General features: G+C 44.2%; 12 protein-coding genes and 1 other annotated feature. All 12 genes read right to left on the bottom strand.

Going from position 1 to position 16293, the window contains the following annotated elements; translation table 11 throughout:
- Positions 1–41: 41 nt before the first annotated feature.
- Positions 42–350, bottom strand: a complete 309-nt coding sequence (gene rpsJ, locus ATL39_RS17035) for a 30S ribosomal protein S10 (protein WP_120194585.1) — start codon at positions 348–350, stop codon at positions 42–44.
- Between the two features lie 314 nt (positions 351–664).
- Positions 665–1774, bottom strand: coding sequence for a glycerol dehydrogenase (locus ATL39_RS17030; RefSeq protein WP_120194584.1), 1110 nt, complete (start codon positions 1772–1774; stop codon positions 665–667).
- 115 nt (positions 1775–1889) lie between these two features.
- Positions 1890–3080, bottom strand: coding sequence for an elongation factor Tu (tuf, locus tag ATL39_RS17025; protein ID WP_120194583.1), 1191 nt, complete (start codon positions 3078–3080; stop codon positions 1890–1892).
- A gap of 120 nt (positions 3081–3200) precedes the next feature.
- Positions 3201–5276, bottom strand: coding sequence for an elongation factor G (gene fusA / locus ATL39_RS17020; RefSeq protein ID WP_120194582.1), 2076 nt, complete (start codon positions 5274–5276; stop codon positions 3201–3203).
- Between the two features lie 96 nt (positions 5277–5372).
- On the bottom strand, positions 5373–5843 hold the full coding sequence (gene rpsG, locus ATL39_RS17015; RefSeq protein WP_120194581.1) for a 30S ribosomal protein S7: 471 nt from the start codon (positions 5841–5843) through the stop codon (positions 5373–5375).
- 41 nt (positions 5844–5884) lie between these two features.
- Positions 5885–6295, bottom strand: a complete 411-nt coding sequence (gene rpsL, locus ATL39_RS17010) for a 30S ribosomal protein S12 (RefSeq protein ID WP_120194580.1) — start codon at positions 6293–6295, stop codon at positions 5885–5887.
- 109 nt (positions 6296–6404) lie between these two features.
- Positions 6405–6653, bottom strand: a complete 249-nt coding sequence (locus tag ATL39_RS17005) for a 50S ribosomal protein L7ae-like protein (protein ID WP_120194579.1) — start codon at positions 6651–6653, stop codon at positions 6405–6407.
- Positions 6654–6727: 74 nt separating this feature from the next.
- Complete coding sequence (gene rpoC / locus ATL39_RS17000) at positions 6728–10342, bottom strand: DNA-directed RNA polymerase subunit beta' (protein WP_120194578.1); 3615 nt, start codon at positions 10340–10342, stop codon at positions 6728–6730.
- Positions 10343–10450: 108 nt separating this feature from the next.
- Entirely contained in the window at positions 10451–13990 is a 3540-nt protein-coding gene (gene rpoB, locus ATL39_RS16995; protein ID WP_120194577.1) for a DNA-directed RNA polymerase subunit beta, read from the bottom strand.
- A 380-nt stretch (positions 13991–14370) separates the two neighbouring features.
- Positions 14371–14970 carry a class I SAM-dependent methyltransferase gene (locus tag ATL39_RS16990; protein ID WP_120194576.1) on the bottom strand — a complete coding sequence of 200 codons (600 nt, stop codon included), beginning with the start codon at positions 14968–14970 and terminating at the stop codon, positions 14371–14373.
- Between the two features lie 171 nt (positions 14971–15141).
- Positions 15142–15501 (bottom strand): 50S ribosomal protein L7/L12, encoded by a 360-nt coding sequence (gene rplL, locus ATL39_RS16985; protein WP_120194575.1) that lies wholly within the window; start codon positions 15499–15501, stop codon positions 15142–15144.
- 53 nt (positions 15502–15554) lie between these two features.
- Positions 15555–16055 carry a 50S ribosomal protein L10 gene (gene rplJ, locus ATL39_RS16980; protein ID WP_120194574.1) on the bottom strand — a complete coding sequence of 167 codons (501 nt, stop codon included), beginning with the start codon at positions 16053–16055 and terminating at the stop codon, positions 15555–15557.
- 59 nt (positions 16056–16114) lie between these two features.
- Positions 16115–16268: a sequence feature (ribosomal protein L10 leader region), on the bottom strand.
- Positions 16269–16293: the final 25 nt, after the last annotated feature.

The raw sequence follows: 16293 nt of genomic DNA, 5'->3' as shown, positions 1-16293 counted from the left end.
AGTCACACCTCCTATAATTAGTTTATATTTTTTATTTGTGATTATAATTTGATTTCAATGTCGACACCGGATGGTAAATCAAGACGCATAAGCGCATCTACCGTTTGTGGTGTTGGACTTACAATATCAATTAAACGCTTATGTGTGCGCATTTCAAACTGCTCACGTGCATCCTTATACTTGTGCGTTGCACGAAGTACTGTATAAATAGATTTTTCAGTAGGAAGCGGGATAGGTCCGGAAATTCCTGCACCTGATCTTTTCGCTGTATCAACGATCTTTTCTGCTGATTGATCTAAAACACGGTGGTCATAAGCCTTTAAACGAATACGAATCTTTTCTTTTGCCATGCTGAGCCCTCCTTTTCGCCCGAATTTGTACAGACATACTCCATGAAAATTTTCCAACCGCCAACCATGGCAAAGGGGCCTGGCGTGTCGGTAACCTTTCACATCATCGCCTTAACCGCCGCATAAGAATACTCATGTACTCTCTACAGGCCGCGGTCACACTTTATCTATTATAAGGACTTGTTCTTCTTATTGCAAGGGGTTTTTCAATAAAATTTTAATCCACTGTCCTGCAGCTATACTATAGAAGAAAAAAGTAACGGATAAAATAAAAAAAACAGCAAAAGCCTTCGGCCTCTGCTGTTTTCCGTTAATTAACGGTTCTTCTGATACATTGATGCATACTGATCGGCGGCTTTCATTGCATCGACCACCTGAAAAGGAGTAAGAGAGCCAGGGAAGTTGTGACTGCTCTCCCCTTCTGTTAATGCCGTTTCTGCCACCTTATGGAGGTCTTCATCGGAAGCTTTGTCTAAATGAAGATCCGCAAGGGTTACCGGAAGGCCTAAAACGGAATAAAAAGAAATATATTTTTCAATTTCTTCTTTTGGACGGCGCTCGAGTACAAGCTGACTCAATGTTCCAAATGCTACTTTTTCTCCATGCGTCATATGATGAATATCGCCGCTTAGAACGGTAAATCCATTATGAATAGCATGAGCTAAAGCCAGTCCGCCGCTTTCAAATCCCAGTCCGCTCAAAAGTGTATTGGCCTCCACGATCTGCTCCAGTGCGTAGGATACAACTTGACGTTTATTGGATTCGTAAGCAAGTTCACCGTATTCAAACAGCGTTTCTTCACATTTTTCCGCTATAGCAGCACCTGCTATAGTCGTAAGACCGCCGGACATGGCTTTGGAATTTGAACGGATCGCCGCTTTAGCTTCTACCCAAGTTGCCATTGCATCGGCAATACCGGAAGCCAGAAAACGGGGCGGGGCTTCTGCAATAATTTTGGAATCCATTAATATCAAGTCGGGGTTTTTAGAATAGAACCGGTAGGATTCAAACACTCCTTCATCGGAATAAATAACGGACAAAGCACTCGTCGGAGCGTCGGTGGATGCTGTCGTTGGAATAATAACGCATACTGCATTATCCAAATGTTCTCTTACTCCTTTTGCGGTATCCAGGGTTTTACCCCCGCCGACACCTATCACTATATCAGCCTGCTCCTCTTTTGCTTTTTCAGCAATTCGTTCAATTTCTTTTTTGGAAGCTTCACCATTAAACTTAAAGTAGAAAGACTCCACTTCGTCATTTTTCAAGCTTGTAGTTATTCGCTCTCCCGTTAAATCCCAGACGAAATCATCTGCAAGAATAATTGCCTTTTTCCCCATGGCTTTAATGTAGCTTCCTGTTTTGTCCAGGACGTTCATCCCCTGCACATATTTGCCGGGACTAATAAACACTTTCTCTTCCATTTTCATTCACTCCTTTTTTTGTCACTTTTTCTCTTCCCGCTTTTGTCAAAAATATGCAGTTTTATGTAAAATAAAAAAACTTCCCAGCTGTGACAGCTGGGAAGTTAATAGGATATTACTTCTGGATTGTTGCTACAACACCGGCACCAACAGTACGTCCACCCTCACGGATAGAGAACTTTGTACCTTCTTCGATAGCGATTGGAGAAATAAGCTCTACAGTCATTTCAACGTTATCGCCAGGCATAACCATTTCTACGCCTTCTGGAAGTTGGCAGATACCAGTAACGTCCGTAGTACGGAAATAGAACTGTGGACGATAGTTTGTGAAGAATGGAGTGTGACGTCCACCTTCTTCTTTAGATAGAACATAAACTTCAGCTTTGAAGTTAGTGTGCGGAGTAATTGTACCTGGCTTAGCAAGTACTTGTCCACGCTTGATGTCGTCGCGGCTTACACCACGAAGAAGTGCGCCAATGTTGTCGCCGGCTTCTGCATAGTCAAGAAGCTTACGGAACATTTCAACACCAGTTACTGTAGTTTTTCTAGCTGTCTCATCGATACCGATGATTTCAACTTCGTCTCCTACGTTAAGAACTCCACGCTCAACACGGCCAGTAGCAACTGTTCCACGTCCAGTGATAGAGAATACGTCCTCGACAGGCATCATGAATGGCTTGTCTTTGTCACGCTCTGGAGTTGGGATATAGTCGTCTACAGCTTGCATAAGCTCAACGATTTTGTTTTCATACTCTTCGTTGCCTTCAAGAGCTCTAAGAGCAGAACCGCTGATGATTGGAATTTCGTCACCTGGGAAGTCATACTCTGTAAGAAGATCGCGGACTTCCATCTCAACAAGCTCAAGAAGCTCCTCGTCGTCTACCATATCTACTTTGTTTAGGAAAACAACCATAGTTGGTACACCTACTTGACGGGAAAGAAGGATGTGCTCGCGAGTCTGTGGCATTGGGCCATCAGCTGCTGATACAACTAGAATAGCTCCGTCCATTTGTGCTGCACCAGTGATCATGTTTTTAACATAGTCGGCGTGTCCTGGGCAATCCACGTGAGCGTAGTGACGAGTATCTGTTTCGTACTCTACGTGTGCTGTGGAAATTGTGATACCGCGCTCGCGCTCTTCTGGAGCACCGTCGATAGCGTCATAAGCCATAGCTGTACCTTTACCGGATTTCTTGTGAAGAACTGTTGTGATTGCTGCAGTTAATGTTGTTTTACCGTGGTCGACGTGCCCGATAGTACCGATATTGGCATGCGACTTGGAACGGTCGAATTTTTCTTTTCCCATTATGAATTTCCTCCTTAAATCAGGTCATTTAATTTATTATAAAAGGCAATGTGCATAGTGCTGTCATCACCTTTTAGCTTACAGTAAAACATTCTATCAAACAATCATTAGAAACGTATTTTAGCCAACGTTTTTCTTAATGATTTCTTCGGACACACTCTTAGGAACTTCTTCGTAATGATCGAAGAACATGCTGTAGTTTCCACGTCCCTGAGTGTTTGAACGAAGATTTGTAGCATAGCCGAACATTTCAGCAAGTGGTACATAAGCTTTAATAGCCTGCGTATTAGCACGTGCTTCCATGCCGTCTACACGTCCACGGCGGGAAGTGATGTCACCCATTACGTCGCCCATATATTCTTCTGGAACAACAACTTCAACCTTCATTAGAGGCTCAAGGAGTACTGGTGAACATTTTTCCTTAGCTTTCTTGAATGCCATAGATGCAGCTACCTTAAATGCCATCTCGTTAGAGTCAACATCATGGTAAGAACCATCATATAGCCTTGCTTTTACATCGATAACAGGATAGCCTGCTAAAAGTCCGTTTTGAAGAGATTCTTTGATTCCCTGCTCAACGGATGCGATGTATTCGCGGGGAACAGATCCACCAACGATAGCATTTGTAAATTCAAATCCAGCGCCTTCTTCGTTTGGACCAAACTCAACCCAAACGTGGCCGTACTGACCGCGTCCACCGGACTGACGTACGAATTTACCTTCACATTTAGCATCTACACGGATTGTTTCACGATAAGATACCTGCGGCGCACCAACAGTGGCCTCTACCTTAAATTCGCGCTTCATCCGGTCAACGATGATATCAAGGTGAAGTTCACCCATACCTTTAATGATTGTCTGTCCAGTTTCTTCGTCTGTTTCTGTTTGGAATGTTGGGTCTTCTTCAGCAAGCTTGGCAAGAGCAATACCCATTTTATCATGGTCTGCTTTTGACTTCGGCTCTACAGAAAGAGAGATAACCGGCTCAGGGAAGTCCATGGATTCAAGAATCACGCGGCTCTTGTCATCACAAAGCGTATCCCCTGTTGACGTATCTTTTAAACCAACACCCGCAGCAATGTCTCCTGCATAAACGGTTGCAATCTCTTCTCTGGAGTTAGCGTGCATTTGAAGGATACGTCCAACGCGCTCACGCTTTTCTTTTGTTGTATTACGAACATAAGAACCAGAATCAAGTGTACCGGAATATACGCGGAAGAAAGTAAGCTTACCAACATAAGGGTCTGTTGCTACTTTAAAGGCAAGTGCAGCAAACGGTCCTTTGTCGTCAGCTGGACGTTCTACTTCTTCTTCAGTATCTGGAAGGATACCTTTGATTGGAGGAACGTCAAGCGGGGACGGAAGGTAATCCAATACAGCATCAATCATGAGCTGTACCCCTTTGTTTTTGAAAGCAGATCCGCAGAGAACTGGATAGAATTCAACGTTAAGCGTACCCTTACGGATACCCTCTTTTAGTTCAGCTGTAGTTAATGCTTCCCCTTCAAGGTACTTCATTGTAAGGTCTTCATCAAGTTCTGATACAGCTTCAACTAGTTTTTCGTGATATTCCTCAGCCTGTGCTTTGTACTCTTCAGGAATTTCTCTTGCTTCTGTACGAGTACCAAGGTCATCAAGATAATAGAAAGCTTCCATATTGATTAGATCAATAATGCCTTCAAAATCATCTTCTGCACCAATTGGAAGCTGAATAGCGTGGGCGTTAGCACCAAGACGCTCTTTCAACGTTCCTAGGGAGTAAACAAAGTCAGCACCAATTTTATCCATTTTGTTTATGAACACGATACGTGGTACGTGATAAGTTGTAGCCTGGCGCCATACAGTTTCTGTCTGCGGCTCCACACCTGACTGTGCGTCAAGTACGGCTACTGCTCCATCAAGTACACGAAGGGAACGTTCCACTTCCACGGTAAAATCCACGTGACCTGGTGTATCAATGATATTAATTCTATGGTCTTTCCACTGGGCCGTTGTTGCAGCAGATGTGATTGTAATTCCACGCTCCTGCTCCTGGGCCATCCAGTCCATTTGCGATGCACCTTCGTGCGTTTCGCCAATTTTGTGGATACGTCCGGTATAATAAAGAATACGTTCTGTTGCCGTAGTCTTACCAGCGTCAATGTGAGCCATGATACCGATATTACGAGTTTTATCTAAGGAGAACTCTCTTGGCATGGACTCTCTTTCTCCTTTCTTCTTTCCTTATTTATAAAAGGGTTTGTCATTCAGCGGTAATCCGCTGCTGCCGGTGAAAAAAGGCAGCGGGATATTCTACCAGCGATAGTGAGCGAAAGCTTTGTTCGCTTCAGCCATACGGTGTACATCTTCACGCTTCTTCACTGCTGATCCAGTGTTGTTTGAAGCATCAAGAATTTCATTAGCAAGACGCTCTTCCATTGTCTTTTCTCCACGGAGTCTAGCATAGCTTACGACCCAACGTAGAGCAAGAGTAGTGCGGCGCTCAGGCTTTACTTCGATTGGTACCTGATAGTTTGCTCCCCCAACGCGGCGAGCTTTAACTTCCAATACCGGCATAACATTTTTCATTGCTTGATCAAATACTTCCATTGGATCCTGTCCAGAACGCTCACGGATAAGGTCAAAAGCATTATACAAAATGTTTTGAGCTTTTCCTTTTTTACCTTCAAGCATAATACGGTTAATAAGACGCGTGATTAGCTTGGATTTGTAAATTGGGTCTGGCAGTACATCCCTGCGTGGGACTGGTCCTTTACGAGGCATGTGAATTCCTCCTTTCAAAAGAAATCATATTTTTGTTTGTATTACTTTGAACGTTTCGTACCGTATTTAGAACGGCTTTGCTTTCTGTTTTGAACTCCTGCTGTATCAAGCGCTCCACGAACAATGTGATAACGTACACCCGGAAGGTCTTTTACACGGCCTCCGCGAATAAGAACCACACTGTGCTCCTGAAGATTGTGTCCGATACCAGGGATGTAGGCAGTTACCTCAATCTGGTTGGTCAAACGCACACGAGCATATTTACGAAGTGCTGAGTTCGGCTTCTTTGGTGTCATTGTTCCTACACGAGTACAAACTCCACGTTTTTGGGGAGAAGACTGGTCTGTCTGGAACTTTTTATAGCTGTTAAAGCCTTTGTTCAATGCAGGAGAGTCAGACTTTCTTCCTTTAACTTGACGTCCTTTACGTACTAATTGATTAATAGTAGGCAATGTTTTTCCTCCTTTCCATAGCTTTTTTAAGACCACCGTTCCAGGTGGTTCATTTTAAAGCAAAAGGAAAGTTTTTGCCGGAAGACCAAGCCTTCCAGCAAAAACCCTATTACTTTTTTAATGTTACTACGGCTGCTCCGACATCAATGCCGCAGGCTTTTCCAAGCTGCTTCATTGACTCTACTATTTGAACCGATACCTCTTTGCTTTCAGCATGCTGCAGAATACGGCTTTTGATCGCCGGATCAGCATCTTCTGCCAAAATAATTTCCAAAGCAATGTTCGATTCAAGAGCTTTAAGCGTCTGTTTTGTTCCTATAAGAACATCTTCCGCCTGCTTTACTTTTTCATAAGACATTTTATCCTCCAAAGCACAGGTTGCCAAGCACACTTTGATAGCATATCACCGCTAAAATGAGATGTCAACACCTATTATTCTTTAGTTAAAACCTGTTCTTTCGGTGTTTCAGCAGGTGCTGAAGCCCCTGGGTAGACACTCTTCAAATTGCGGTAACGGTGCATTCCGGTACCAGCCGGAACAAGTTTACCTATAATAACATTTTCCTTCAGGCCGAGTAGTTCATCTCTTTTTCCTTTGATGGCTGCATCTGTCAGGACTCTTGTAGTTTCCTGGAAAGAAGCCGCTGAAAGGAAGGATTCTGTTTCAAGAGATGCTTTCGTAATACCGAGAATAACAGGATTACCTACTGCAGGCATTTTACTATCTTCAAGCACCTGCTCATTTGCATGATCAAATGCGTGAATTTCTACAAGGCTTCCTGGAAGAACCGTTGTGTCACCGGAATCAACGACGCGCACTTTACGAAGCATCTGGCGTACCATTACTTCTACGTGTTTATCTCCAATTTCCACACCCTGCATACGGTATACTTTCTGTACTTCTTTTAGAAGGTACTCCTGTACTTCCTGCAGGCCGGTTACTTTTAGAAGTTCTTTAGGGTCAATCGAACCTTCAGTCAGCGGGAAGCCGGCTGTTACTTTGTCGCCAAGCACCACTTTTAGACGGGCGCCGTACGCCGTTGTATACGTTCTGGTTTCTTTTTCACCTTTGATTGTAACTTCTTTTTTATCCTGAAGGTCTTTAATGTCGACTACTTCTCCAATCAGTTCGGAGATAAGCGCCTGACCTTTAGGGTTTCTTGCTTCAAACAGTTCCTGGATACGCGGAAGACCCTGCGTAATATCGTCTCCGGCTACACCACCTGTGTGGAACGTACGCATAGTAAGCTGGGTACCCGGCTCACCAATGGATTGAGCGGCAATAATGCCGACTGCTTCTCCTACTTCTACGTCTGCACCAGTTGCAAGGTTTTTGCCGTAACACTTCTTACATACGCCGTGTCTAGTATCACACGTAAAGGCAGAACGGATGGTTACCGTTTCAACACCTGATTCATCGATCGCTTTAGTAAGCTCTTCGTCAATCTGCTCACCTTTTTTCACAATGACTTCCTGTGTTTCCGGATGGCGTACTGTCTTAAACGCTACACGTCCAAGTACTCTGTCGTGAAGGTTTTCAATCAATTCATTTCCTTCGCGAAGGGCGAATACGTCCAGACCTTTATCTGTACCGCAGTCATCTTCACGTACGATAACGTCCTGAGCCACATCCACCAGACGGCGCGTAAGATAACCTGAGTCAGCTGTTTTAAGAGCTGTATCGGCAAGACCTTTACGGGCACCGTGTGTTGAAATAAAGTACTCAAGTACCGTCAGACCTTCACGGAAACTGGACTTGATTGGAAGCTCAATAATACGTCCGGATGGGTTAGCCATCAAGCCACGCATACCAGCAAGCTGCGTAAAGTTTGATGCGTTACCACGGGCACCGGAGTCACTCATCATAAAGATAGGGTTCGAACGGTCGAGTGTACCCATAAGCTTATTCTGAATAATATCTTTTGCTTCACTCCATACCGCAATAACTTTTGCATAACGCTCTTCTTCCGTAATCAGACCACGGCGGAACTGCTGCATAACGCGGGCAACCTTGCTGTCTGCCTCGTCCAGAATAACCTGCTTTTCCGGAAGAACCACGATATCAGAAATACCAACAGTGATACCTGCTTTTGTAGAATATGCAAAACCAAGATCTTTCATACGGTCGAGCATTTTGGATGTTTCAATAATCTGGAATCTCTTAAACACTTCCGCAATGATATCTCCAAGGAATCCTTTTTTAAATGGAAGAACTAAATCAAGCTCTTCGAAAGCCTTTTTGATATCTGTCGTTTTTGAAACAATATATTTATTTGGCGTCGCTACTTCAAGGTTAGAAGCAGTCGGCTCATTAATATAAGGGAATGACAGCGGCAGAATTTCGTTAAAAATCAGCTTACCTACTGTTGTTAACAAAAGTTTGTTTCTCTGATCTTCTGCAAAATTCGTTTTTGTTAATGAAGAAACAGGAAGCGCTACTCTTGTATGGAGATGGACATATCCATTCTGATACGCCGTAATAGCTTCATCCGTATCGTTAAAGATAGACCCTTCTCCAATTGCTCCTTTTCTTTCCAGCGTCAGGTAGTAGTTACCTAAAACCATGTCCTGGGAAGGAGTAACAACCGGCTTACCGTCCTTTGGATTCAGGATGTTCTGGGCAGCAAGCATAAGAATTCTTGCTTCTGCCTGTGCTTCTGCTGAGAGAGGCACGTGTACTGCCATCTGGTCCCCGTCGAAGTCAGCATTATATGCTGTACATACAAGCGGGTGCAGCTTGATAGCACGACCCTCTACAAGGATCGGTTCAAATGCCTGAATACCAAGACGGTGAAGCGTTGGTGCACGGTTTAACAATACAGGGTGCTCGCGGATAACTTCTTCAAGAACATCCCATACTTCCGGATGAACTCTTTCCACTTTACGCTTAGCACTCTTAATATTGTGAGCAAGGCCGCGGCCTACTAATTCTTTCATAACAAATGGCTTGAAAAGCTCCAGCGCCATTTCTTTAGGAAGTCCGCACTGATACATCTTCAAGGCAGGCCCTACCACGATAACAGAACGACCGGAATAGTCGACACGTTTACCAAGTAGATTCTGACGGAAACGTCCCTGTTTACCTTTAAGCATGTGGGAAAGGGATTTTAATGGACGGTTACCAGGACCGGTAACCGGACGTCCACGGCGTCCATTATCGATAAGAGCATCTACAGCTTCCTGCAGCATTCTCTTTTCGTTTTGAACGATAATATTTGGAGCCCCTAAATCAAGCAGGCGCTTCAAACGGTTATTTCTGTTAATAACCCGGCGGTACAAGTCATTCAAGTCAGATGTCGCAAAACGTCCACCGTCTAATTGAACCATTGGGCGAAGTTCCGGTGGAATAACCGGAAGTACATCCAGGATCATCCAGAAAGGATCGTTACCGGAGTGACGGAACGCTTCAAGCACCTCTAGGCGTTTAATGGCACGAGTACGACGCTGTCCCTGAGCTGTTTCCAGCTCTTCTTTTAAAAGCTTTACTTCTTTATCCATATCGATATCCATCAACAGCTTGCGGATCGCTTCTGCACCCATTTGCGCAGAGAAGCCGCGGCCGTACTTATCGTAGTAGGCACGGTATTCTTTTTCAGAGAGAAGCTGCTTGTATTCAAGCGATGTTTCTCCAGGCTCTGTCACAATATAGGAAGCAAAATAGATAACTTCTTCAAGGGAACGCGGAGACATATCAAGCACAAGGCCCATACGGCTCGGAATACCTTTGAAATACCAGATATGGGAAACAGGCGCTGCCAGTTCAATGTGTCCCATACGCTCGCGGCGGACTTTTGAACGTGTTACTTCTACTCCACAGCGGTCGCAGACAACACCTTTATAACGGACACGCTTATATTTTCCACAGTGGCATTCCCAGTCTTTTTGAGGACCAAAAATACGCTCACAAAACAAGCCGTCTTTTTCTGGTTTTAACGTTCTATAGTTAATAGTCTCCGGCTTCTTTACTTCACCGCGTGACCAGGAACGGATCTTACTTGGTGAGGCGAGACCAATTTTCATGTACTCGAAATTATTCACATCTATCAAGAGGTAGACCTCCCTTTCGAACTATGGGATGGCGGTGCAAACAAAAAGGCAGGAAAAAGAGCCGGGACAGACCCTTGCTCTTTTCCGCTCTTTTGACTGAAACCGTCTTTAAGCATTTTCACTGGATTCCATTTTCAAGTTCAGCTTATCTCCAGATTGTTCATCTTCGTCGTCGAGATCTCTCATTTCAATCTCTTCTTCATTACTGGAAAGCATTTTTACGTCCATTCCCAGACTTTGAAGTTCTTTAATTAATACTTTAAAGGATTCAGGCACGCCTGGTTCCGGCACGTTTTCCCCTTTGACGATAGCTTCATACGTTTTTACACGTCCTACTACGTCATCTGATTTAACGGTCAGAATTTCCTGAAGCGTGTACGCTGCACCATATGCTTCCAGTGCCCATACTTCCATTTCACCGAAACGCTGGCCGCCGAACTGAGCTTTACCACCCAGTGGCTGCTGCGTTACGAGAGAATATGGACCAGTAGAACGAGCGTGAAGCTTGTCATCTACCATGTGGGCAAGCTTGATCATGTAACTGACTCCGACGGAGACACGATTATCAAACGGTTCGCCTGTTCGGCCGTCGTAGAGAACGGTCTTTCCGTCTCTTGCCATACCGGCTTCTTCAATCGTATCCCATACATCATCCTCGTTAGCACCATCAAATACCGGTGTTGCCACGTGCATATTTAAAGCACGGGCTGCCATTCCCAAGTGAAGCTCAAGCACCTGTCCAATGTTCATACGGGAAGGTACACCAAGCGGGTTAAGCATAATGTCGATCGGCGTTCCATCCGGAAGGTAAGGCATATCTTCTTCTGGAAGAATACGGGAAATAACACCTTTATTTCCGTGACGTCCGGCCATTTTATCCCCTTCATGAATCTTCCGCTTCTGTACGATATAAGCACGTACAAGCTGATTCACGCCGGGTGGCAGTTCGTCTCCGTCTTCACGGTTAAATATTTTCACATCAAGTACGATACCGTCTGCACCGTGAGGCACCCGAAGAGAAGTATCTCTAACTTCGCGGGCTTTTTCGCCGAAGATTGCATGAAGAAGTCTTTCTTCTGCCGTAAGCTCTGTTACCCCTTTAGGTGTAACTTTCCCTACAAGAATATCTCCATCTTTCACTTCTGCACCAACGCGGATAATACCACGGTCGTCAAGATTCTTAAGAGCATCTTCACTTACGTTTGGAATATCTCTTGTGATTTCTTCAGGTCCAAGCTTCGTATCCCGTGCTTCTGATTCATACTCCTCAATGTGGACAGAAGTATAAACGTCATCTTTTACGAGACGCTCACTTAAAATGATCGCATCCTCGTAGTTGTAACCGTCCCATGTCATAAAGCCTACTAATACGTTACGGCCAAGGGCCATTTCGCCTTTATCCATGGATGGGCCGTCAGCAAGCACTTCGCCTTTTTCAATCTGATCGCCTTCGCTGACGATTGGGCGCTGGTTATAGCTTGTTCCTTGGTTGGAACGAATATATTTGGATAATTTATAACGGTCAACGTCCGTTTTTACTTCTTTTCCATCTACCGTCTCCACTCTGCGGAGCTGTACTTCACGGGCAGTTACTCTTTCAACTACACCATTGGTACGGGCAACGATTGCAGCTCCGGAGTCACGGGCGGAAACATATTCCATACCCGTTCCGACGATAGGTGCTTCCGGTTCAAGAAGCGGCACTGCCTGTCTCTGCATGTTTGCTCCCATAAGAGCACGGTTGGAGTCATCATTTTCCAGGAAAGGAATACATGCCGTTGCAGCAGATACTACCTGCTTTGGTGAAACGTCCATGTAGTCGATTTTCGCTTTAGGAACAATGGTGTTTTCTCCACGGAAACGGGCAATGATATTATCATCGGCAAACTGGCCGTCGTCGGCAAGCTTTGCGTTTGCCTGTGCTACAACATAATTATCCTCTTCATCTGCCGTCAGATAATCACACTGCTCTGTCACAATACCCGTTTCCGGGTCGACGCGGCGGTAAGCCGTTTCGATAAACCCAAATTCGTTTACACGGGCATAGCTGGACAAGGAGTTGATTAATCCAATGTTCGGCCCTTCCGGGGTTTCAATCGGACACATTCTTCCATAGTGGGAATAGTGTACGTCACGAACTTCAAAACCGGCACGTTCCCGTGTTAAACCACCGGGTCCCAATGCAGACAAACGACGCTTATGCGTTAGTTCTGCCAGAGGGTTGGTCTGGTCCATAAACTGGGAAAGCTGAGAGCTTCCAAAGAACTCTTTAATAGATGCGATAACAGGGCGGATATTAATAAGCGCCTGCGGCGTAATCGCACTTGGGTCCTGGATTGACATACGCTCCCGTACCACTCTTTCCATACGGGAAAGACCAATTCTAAATTGGTTTTGAAGAAGCTCCCCTACAGAACGAAGGCGTCTGTTGCCCAGATGGTCAATATCGTCTGTTCTTCCTACTCTATGAAGCAGATTGAAGAAGTGGTTAATGGAAGCAACAATATCCTCAGGAGTAATATTCTTGATACCAGTATCGATATTACCATTGCTGATAACGTTAATTACCTGCTCCTGATCCTGGTCGCTTGGAGAATAAATTTTAATAGACTGAACGTCTAATTCCGATTCCTCGATCACTCCTCCGGCAACAGAAAATTTCTTGAAGCCAAGGCCGTTCTCAAGGTAAGGAAGAATACGGTCAAGTGTACGGCGGTCCATTACTACGCCTTCTTCAGCGATGATTTCGCCGGTTTCTGGATCTGCCAGCGTTTCTGCCAGCTTCTGGTTAAATAATCTATTTTGAATGTGAAGCTTCTTATTCATTTTATAGCGGCCTACATTTGCCAGATCATAACGCTTCGGATCGAAGAAACGAGTGTTAAGAAGGCTTTTTGCACTGTCGACAGTAGGCGGCTCTCCGGGACGGAGGCGCTCATAAATTTCCAGAAGGGCTTTATCGATGCCGTCTGTATTATCTTTTTCAAGCGTGTTGCGCAGGTATTCATCTTCTCCCAGGAGATCTATAATCTCCTGGTCAGAGCCAAAACCAATCGCACGAAGAAGAACCGTAACCGGAATTTTTCTTGTCCGGTCGATGCGGACATAGACAATATCCTTAGCGTCTGTTTCCAATTCGAGCCATGCTCCACGGTTAGGAATAACCGTAGCAGTATAGCCGCGTTTTCCGTTTTTATCTACTTTTTCGTTATAATATACGCTTGGCGAACGAACGAGCTGCGATACAATAACGCGCTCTGCACCATTTATAATAAACGTGCCTGTATCTGTCATGAGTGGGAAATCACCCATAAATACTTCTTGTTCTTTCACTTCGCCTGTTTCTTTATTCATTAAGCGAACCTTTACACGAAGCGGCGCGTTGTAAGTTACATCGCGTTCTTTCGACTCGTCTATTGAATATTTAGGTTCTCCTAAGCTGTAATCGATGAATTCCAGAATCAGATTTCCAGTGAAATCCTCAATTGGAGAGATATCCTGAAACATCTCTCTGATTCCTACATCAAGGAACCACTGATAGGAAGAAGTCTGAATCTCGATAAGGTTTGGAAGCTCCAATACCTCATTGATTCTTGCGTAGCTTCTTCTCTGGCGGTGACGTCCAAATTGAATTAATTGACCTGCCAACTGCTTCACCCCTCAAATCTCACATAATGTTCATCTGGTTGCCCAGATGATGGACCCATGTCGGTTAGCGATAAATATTATAGAAACATAGAAGACCCGTTCCCTATTCCAAGGCAAGAGGTCTTATATGGTATCACTCGTTTAAGTAATATTTGGTAGTATTTGATGGATGGAAAGCGCCCATGTCTATTTCCACGCATCAAAAAATAATGGTTTCTTTTGGAAAAACCACTATATTAATTAGGAAACGAAGAATGCTTGACGTTTTTATTCTTTTAGGGCTGGTGTGGAAGTAAATTGAAGTTGATCTACGTTAGATCATTATAGCATAGTATATAGATGTACGCATTAAATGATAATATCACAAATGGCAACAGAGGTCAATGTTTTTTTCCTTTGAGAATGTAGTAGCCTTTATTTTTCTTCACTAGTTCCACTTCATCGTACACAGCTTCCATTTTCTCTTTCGCCGAAGGCGCCCCTTGCTTTTTCTGAAGCACAACCCAAAGTTCCCCGCCCGTTTTCAAACGACTGTAAGCATCTTCTATAATAGCATGCACTACCTTCTTTCCTGCACGGACAGGAGGATTACTCAGGATAGCAGCAAACGTCTGCGTGCCGAGGCCTTGATACAAATCACTTTGAATAACATGAACATTGTTTACTCTATGCTTATCCGCATTTTTTTGGGCAAGCTGAAGCGCTCGTTCGTTTACGTCGGTCAGGTACACTTCCTGATCCGTTTCTCCGGCCAGGGTTATCCCTACAACGCCGTAACCACAGCCAATATCAAGCAGGTTTCCTTCTATGGAAGGCCATTCAAAAACATCAAGCATTGTTTTTGTGCCAAAATCCACTTCTTTTCGGGAAAAAACGCCGCGATCGCTGATCCACTTCTTTTCTTCTCCTCGAAGGTAACTCGTAATAGTAATTTCTTCGCTTTTCACCTGCGGCTGATTATTAAAGTAATGATCACTCACTGCTGCACCCCATTTTTGTCGTTTGTTCTATCTTTTATGATAGATCGTATATTTTATCATAATCAATTATATGAGTTTGGGCAAACAATTGCCCGTTTCAGCAGAAAGCTAAAAAAAGGAGCCTCCCCTGCGCTAAGCAGAGAAAACTCCTTTTGTTTTTGTCTCTGGGTATTACTTAACTTCTACAGATGCGCCAGCTTCTTCAAGCTGAGATTTAACTTCGTCAGCGTCTTCTTTGCTTACGCCTTCTTTGATTGTTTCTGGAGCGCCATCAACTAGTGCTTTAGCTTCTTTCAAGCCAAGGCCAGTGATTCCGCGAACAACTTTGATTACGTTAATCTTAGAAGCGCCTGCAGATTCAAGAATAACATCGAATTCAGTCTGCTCTTCTTCTACTTCAGCTGCTCCAGCACCTGCTGCTACTGGCGCTGCTGCTGTTACACCAAACTCTTCTTCAATTGCTTTTACAAGGTCGTTTAGTTCTAGAACGGACATTTCCTTTACTTCTTCAATGATTGTTTCTTTACTCATTGTTAATCCTCCTTCAATATAATTTGTATTTTTGTTACGACACCTTTCGGTGATTATGATGCATTTTCTTCCTTCTGCTCTGCCACTGCTTTCGTTGCAAGAGCAAGGTTCCGGATTGGAGCCTGAAGTACGCTAAGAAGCATAGATACCATTCCATCGTAGGAAGGAAGAGAAGCCAATTGCGTAATTTCTTCGAGAGAAACAACACGGCCTTCAATAATTCCTGTTTTGATTTCGAGTGCATTATGATCTTTAGCGAAGTTGTTTAAGACTTTAGCCGGCGCAATTACGTCTTCTTTACTTGTTGCAATGGCTGTAGGTCCCACCAAATGCTCATCAAGGTCAGTAAGGTTCGTTTTTTCAGTCGCACGGCGAGTCATCGTGTTTTTGTAGACTTTGAAATCTACTCCTGCTTCACGAAGCTTTTGACGAAGTTCAGTAACCTCCGTAACGTTCAGCCCACGATAATCAACTACGATAGTAGAAACACTGCTTTCAAGCTTTTCAGCAATTTCATTAACGACCGTTTCTTTTCTTTCAATCACTTTACTCATCTGCTACACCTCCTGCTTTTTCATCTTCGTACATGTATGACAGACAGACTTCCTATGGGAGACCCATAAGAAAAAGCCCCTTCGTCATAACACAGACTGGAGGGCTTTGTTCTCTATATTTCAATTTCAGCTGAAATTGAAGAAAACACCTCGGCAGGAAGTATTAAGCGATAAAATCGCTCCTGCTGTCTGCGGCATATACAATTATATTTATAACGCTACTTAGCATAGCGGCAAT

This window comes from Sinobaca qinghaiensis, assembly GCF_003610495.1.
In the GTDB taxonomy this organism is placed as follows: Bacteria; Bacillota; Bacilli; order Bacillales; family Marinococcaceae; genus Sinobaca; species Sinobaca qinghaiensis.
Note: the sequence above shows the minus strand (reverse complement) of the source record. Positions and strands in the feature narration are given on the sequence as shown.

Coding starts and splice junctions, on each gene's coding strand:
- rplL (WP_120194575.1), bottom strand. CDS start 15,501: ATGAGTAAAGAAACAATCATTGAAGAAGTAAAGGAAATGTCCGTTCTA.
- ATL39_RS17030 (WP_120194584.1), bottom strand. CDS start 1,774: ATGGAAGAGAAAGTGTTTATTAGTCCCGGCAAATATGTGCAGGGGATG.
- rpsG (WP_120194581.1), bottom strand. CDS start 5,843: ATGCCTCGTAAAGGACCAGTCCCACGCAGGGATGTACTGCCAGACCCA.
- rplJ (WP_120194574.1), bottom strand. CDS start 16,055: ATGAGTAAAGTGATTGAAAGAAAAGAAACGGTCGTTAATGAAATTGCT.
- ATL39_RS17005 (WP_120194579.1), bottom strand. CDS start 6,653: ATGTCTTATGAAAAAGTAAAGCAGGCGGAAGATGTTCTTATAGGAACA.
- tuf (WP_120194583.1), bottom strand. CDS start 3,080: ATGGGAAAAGAAAAATTCGACCGTTCCAAGTCGCATGCCAATATCGGT.
- fusA (WP_120194582.1), bottom strand. CDS start 5,276: ATGCCAAGAGAGTTCTCCTTAGATAAAACTCGTAATATCGGTATCATG.
- rpsJ (WP_120194585.1), bottom strand. CDS start 350: ATGGCAAAAGAAAAGATTCGTATTCGTTTAAAGGCTTATGACCACCGT.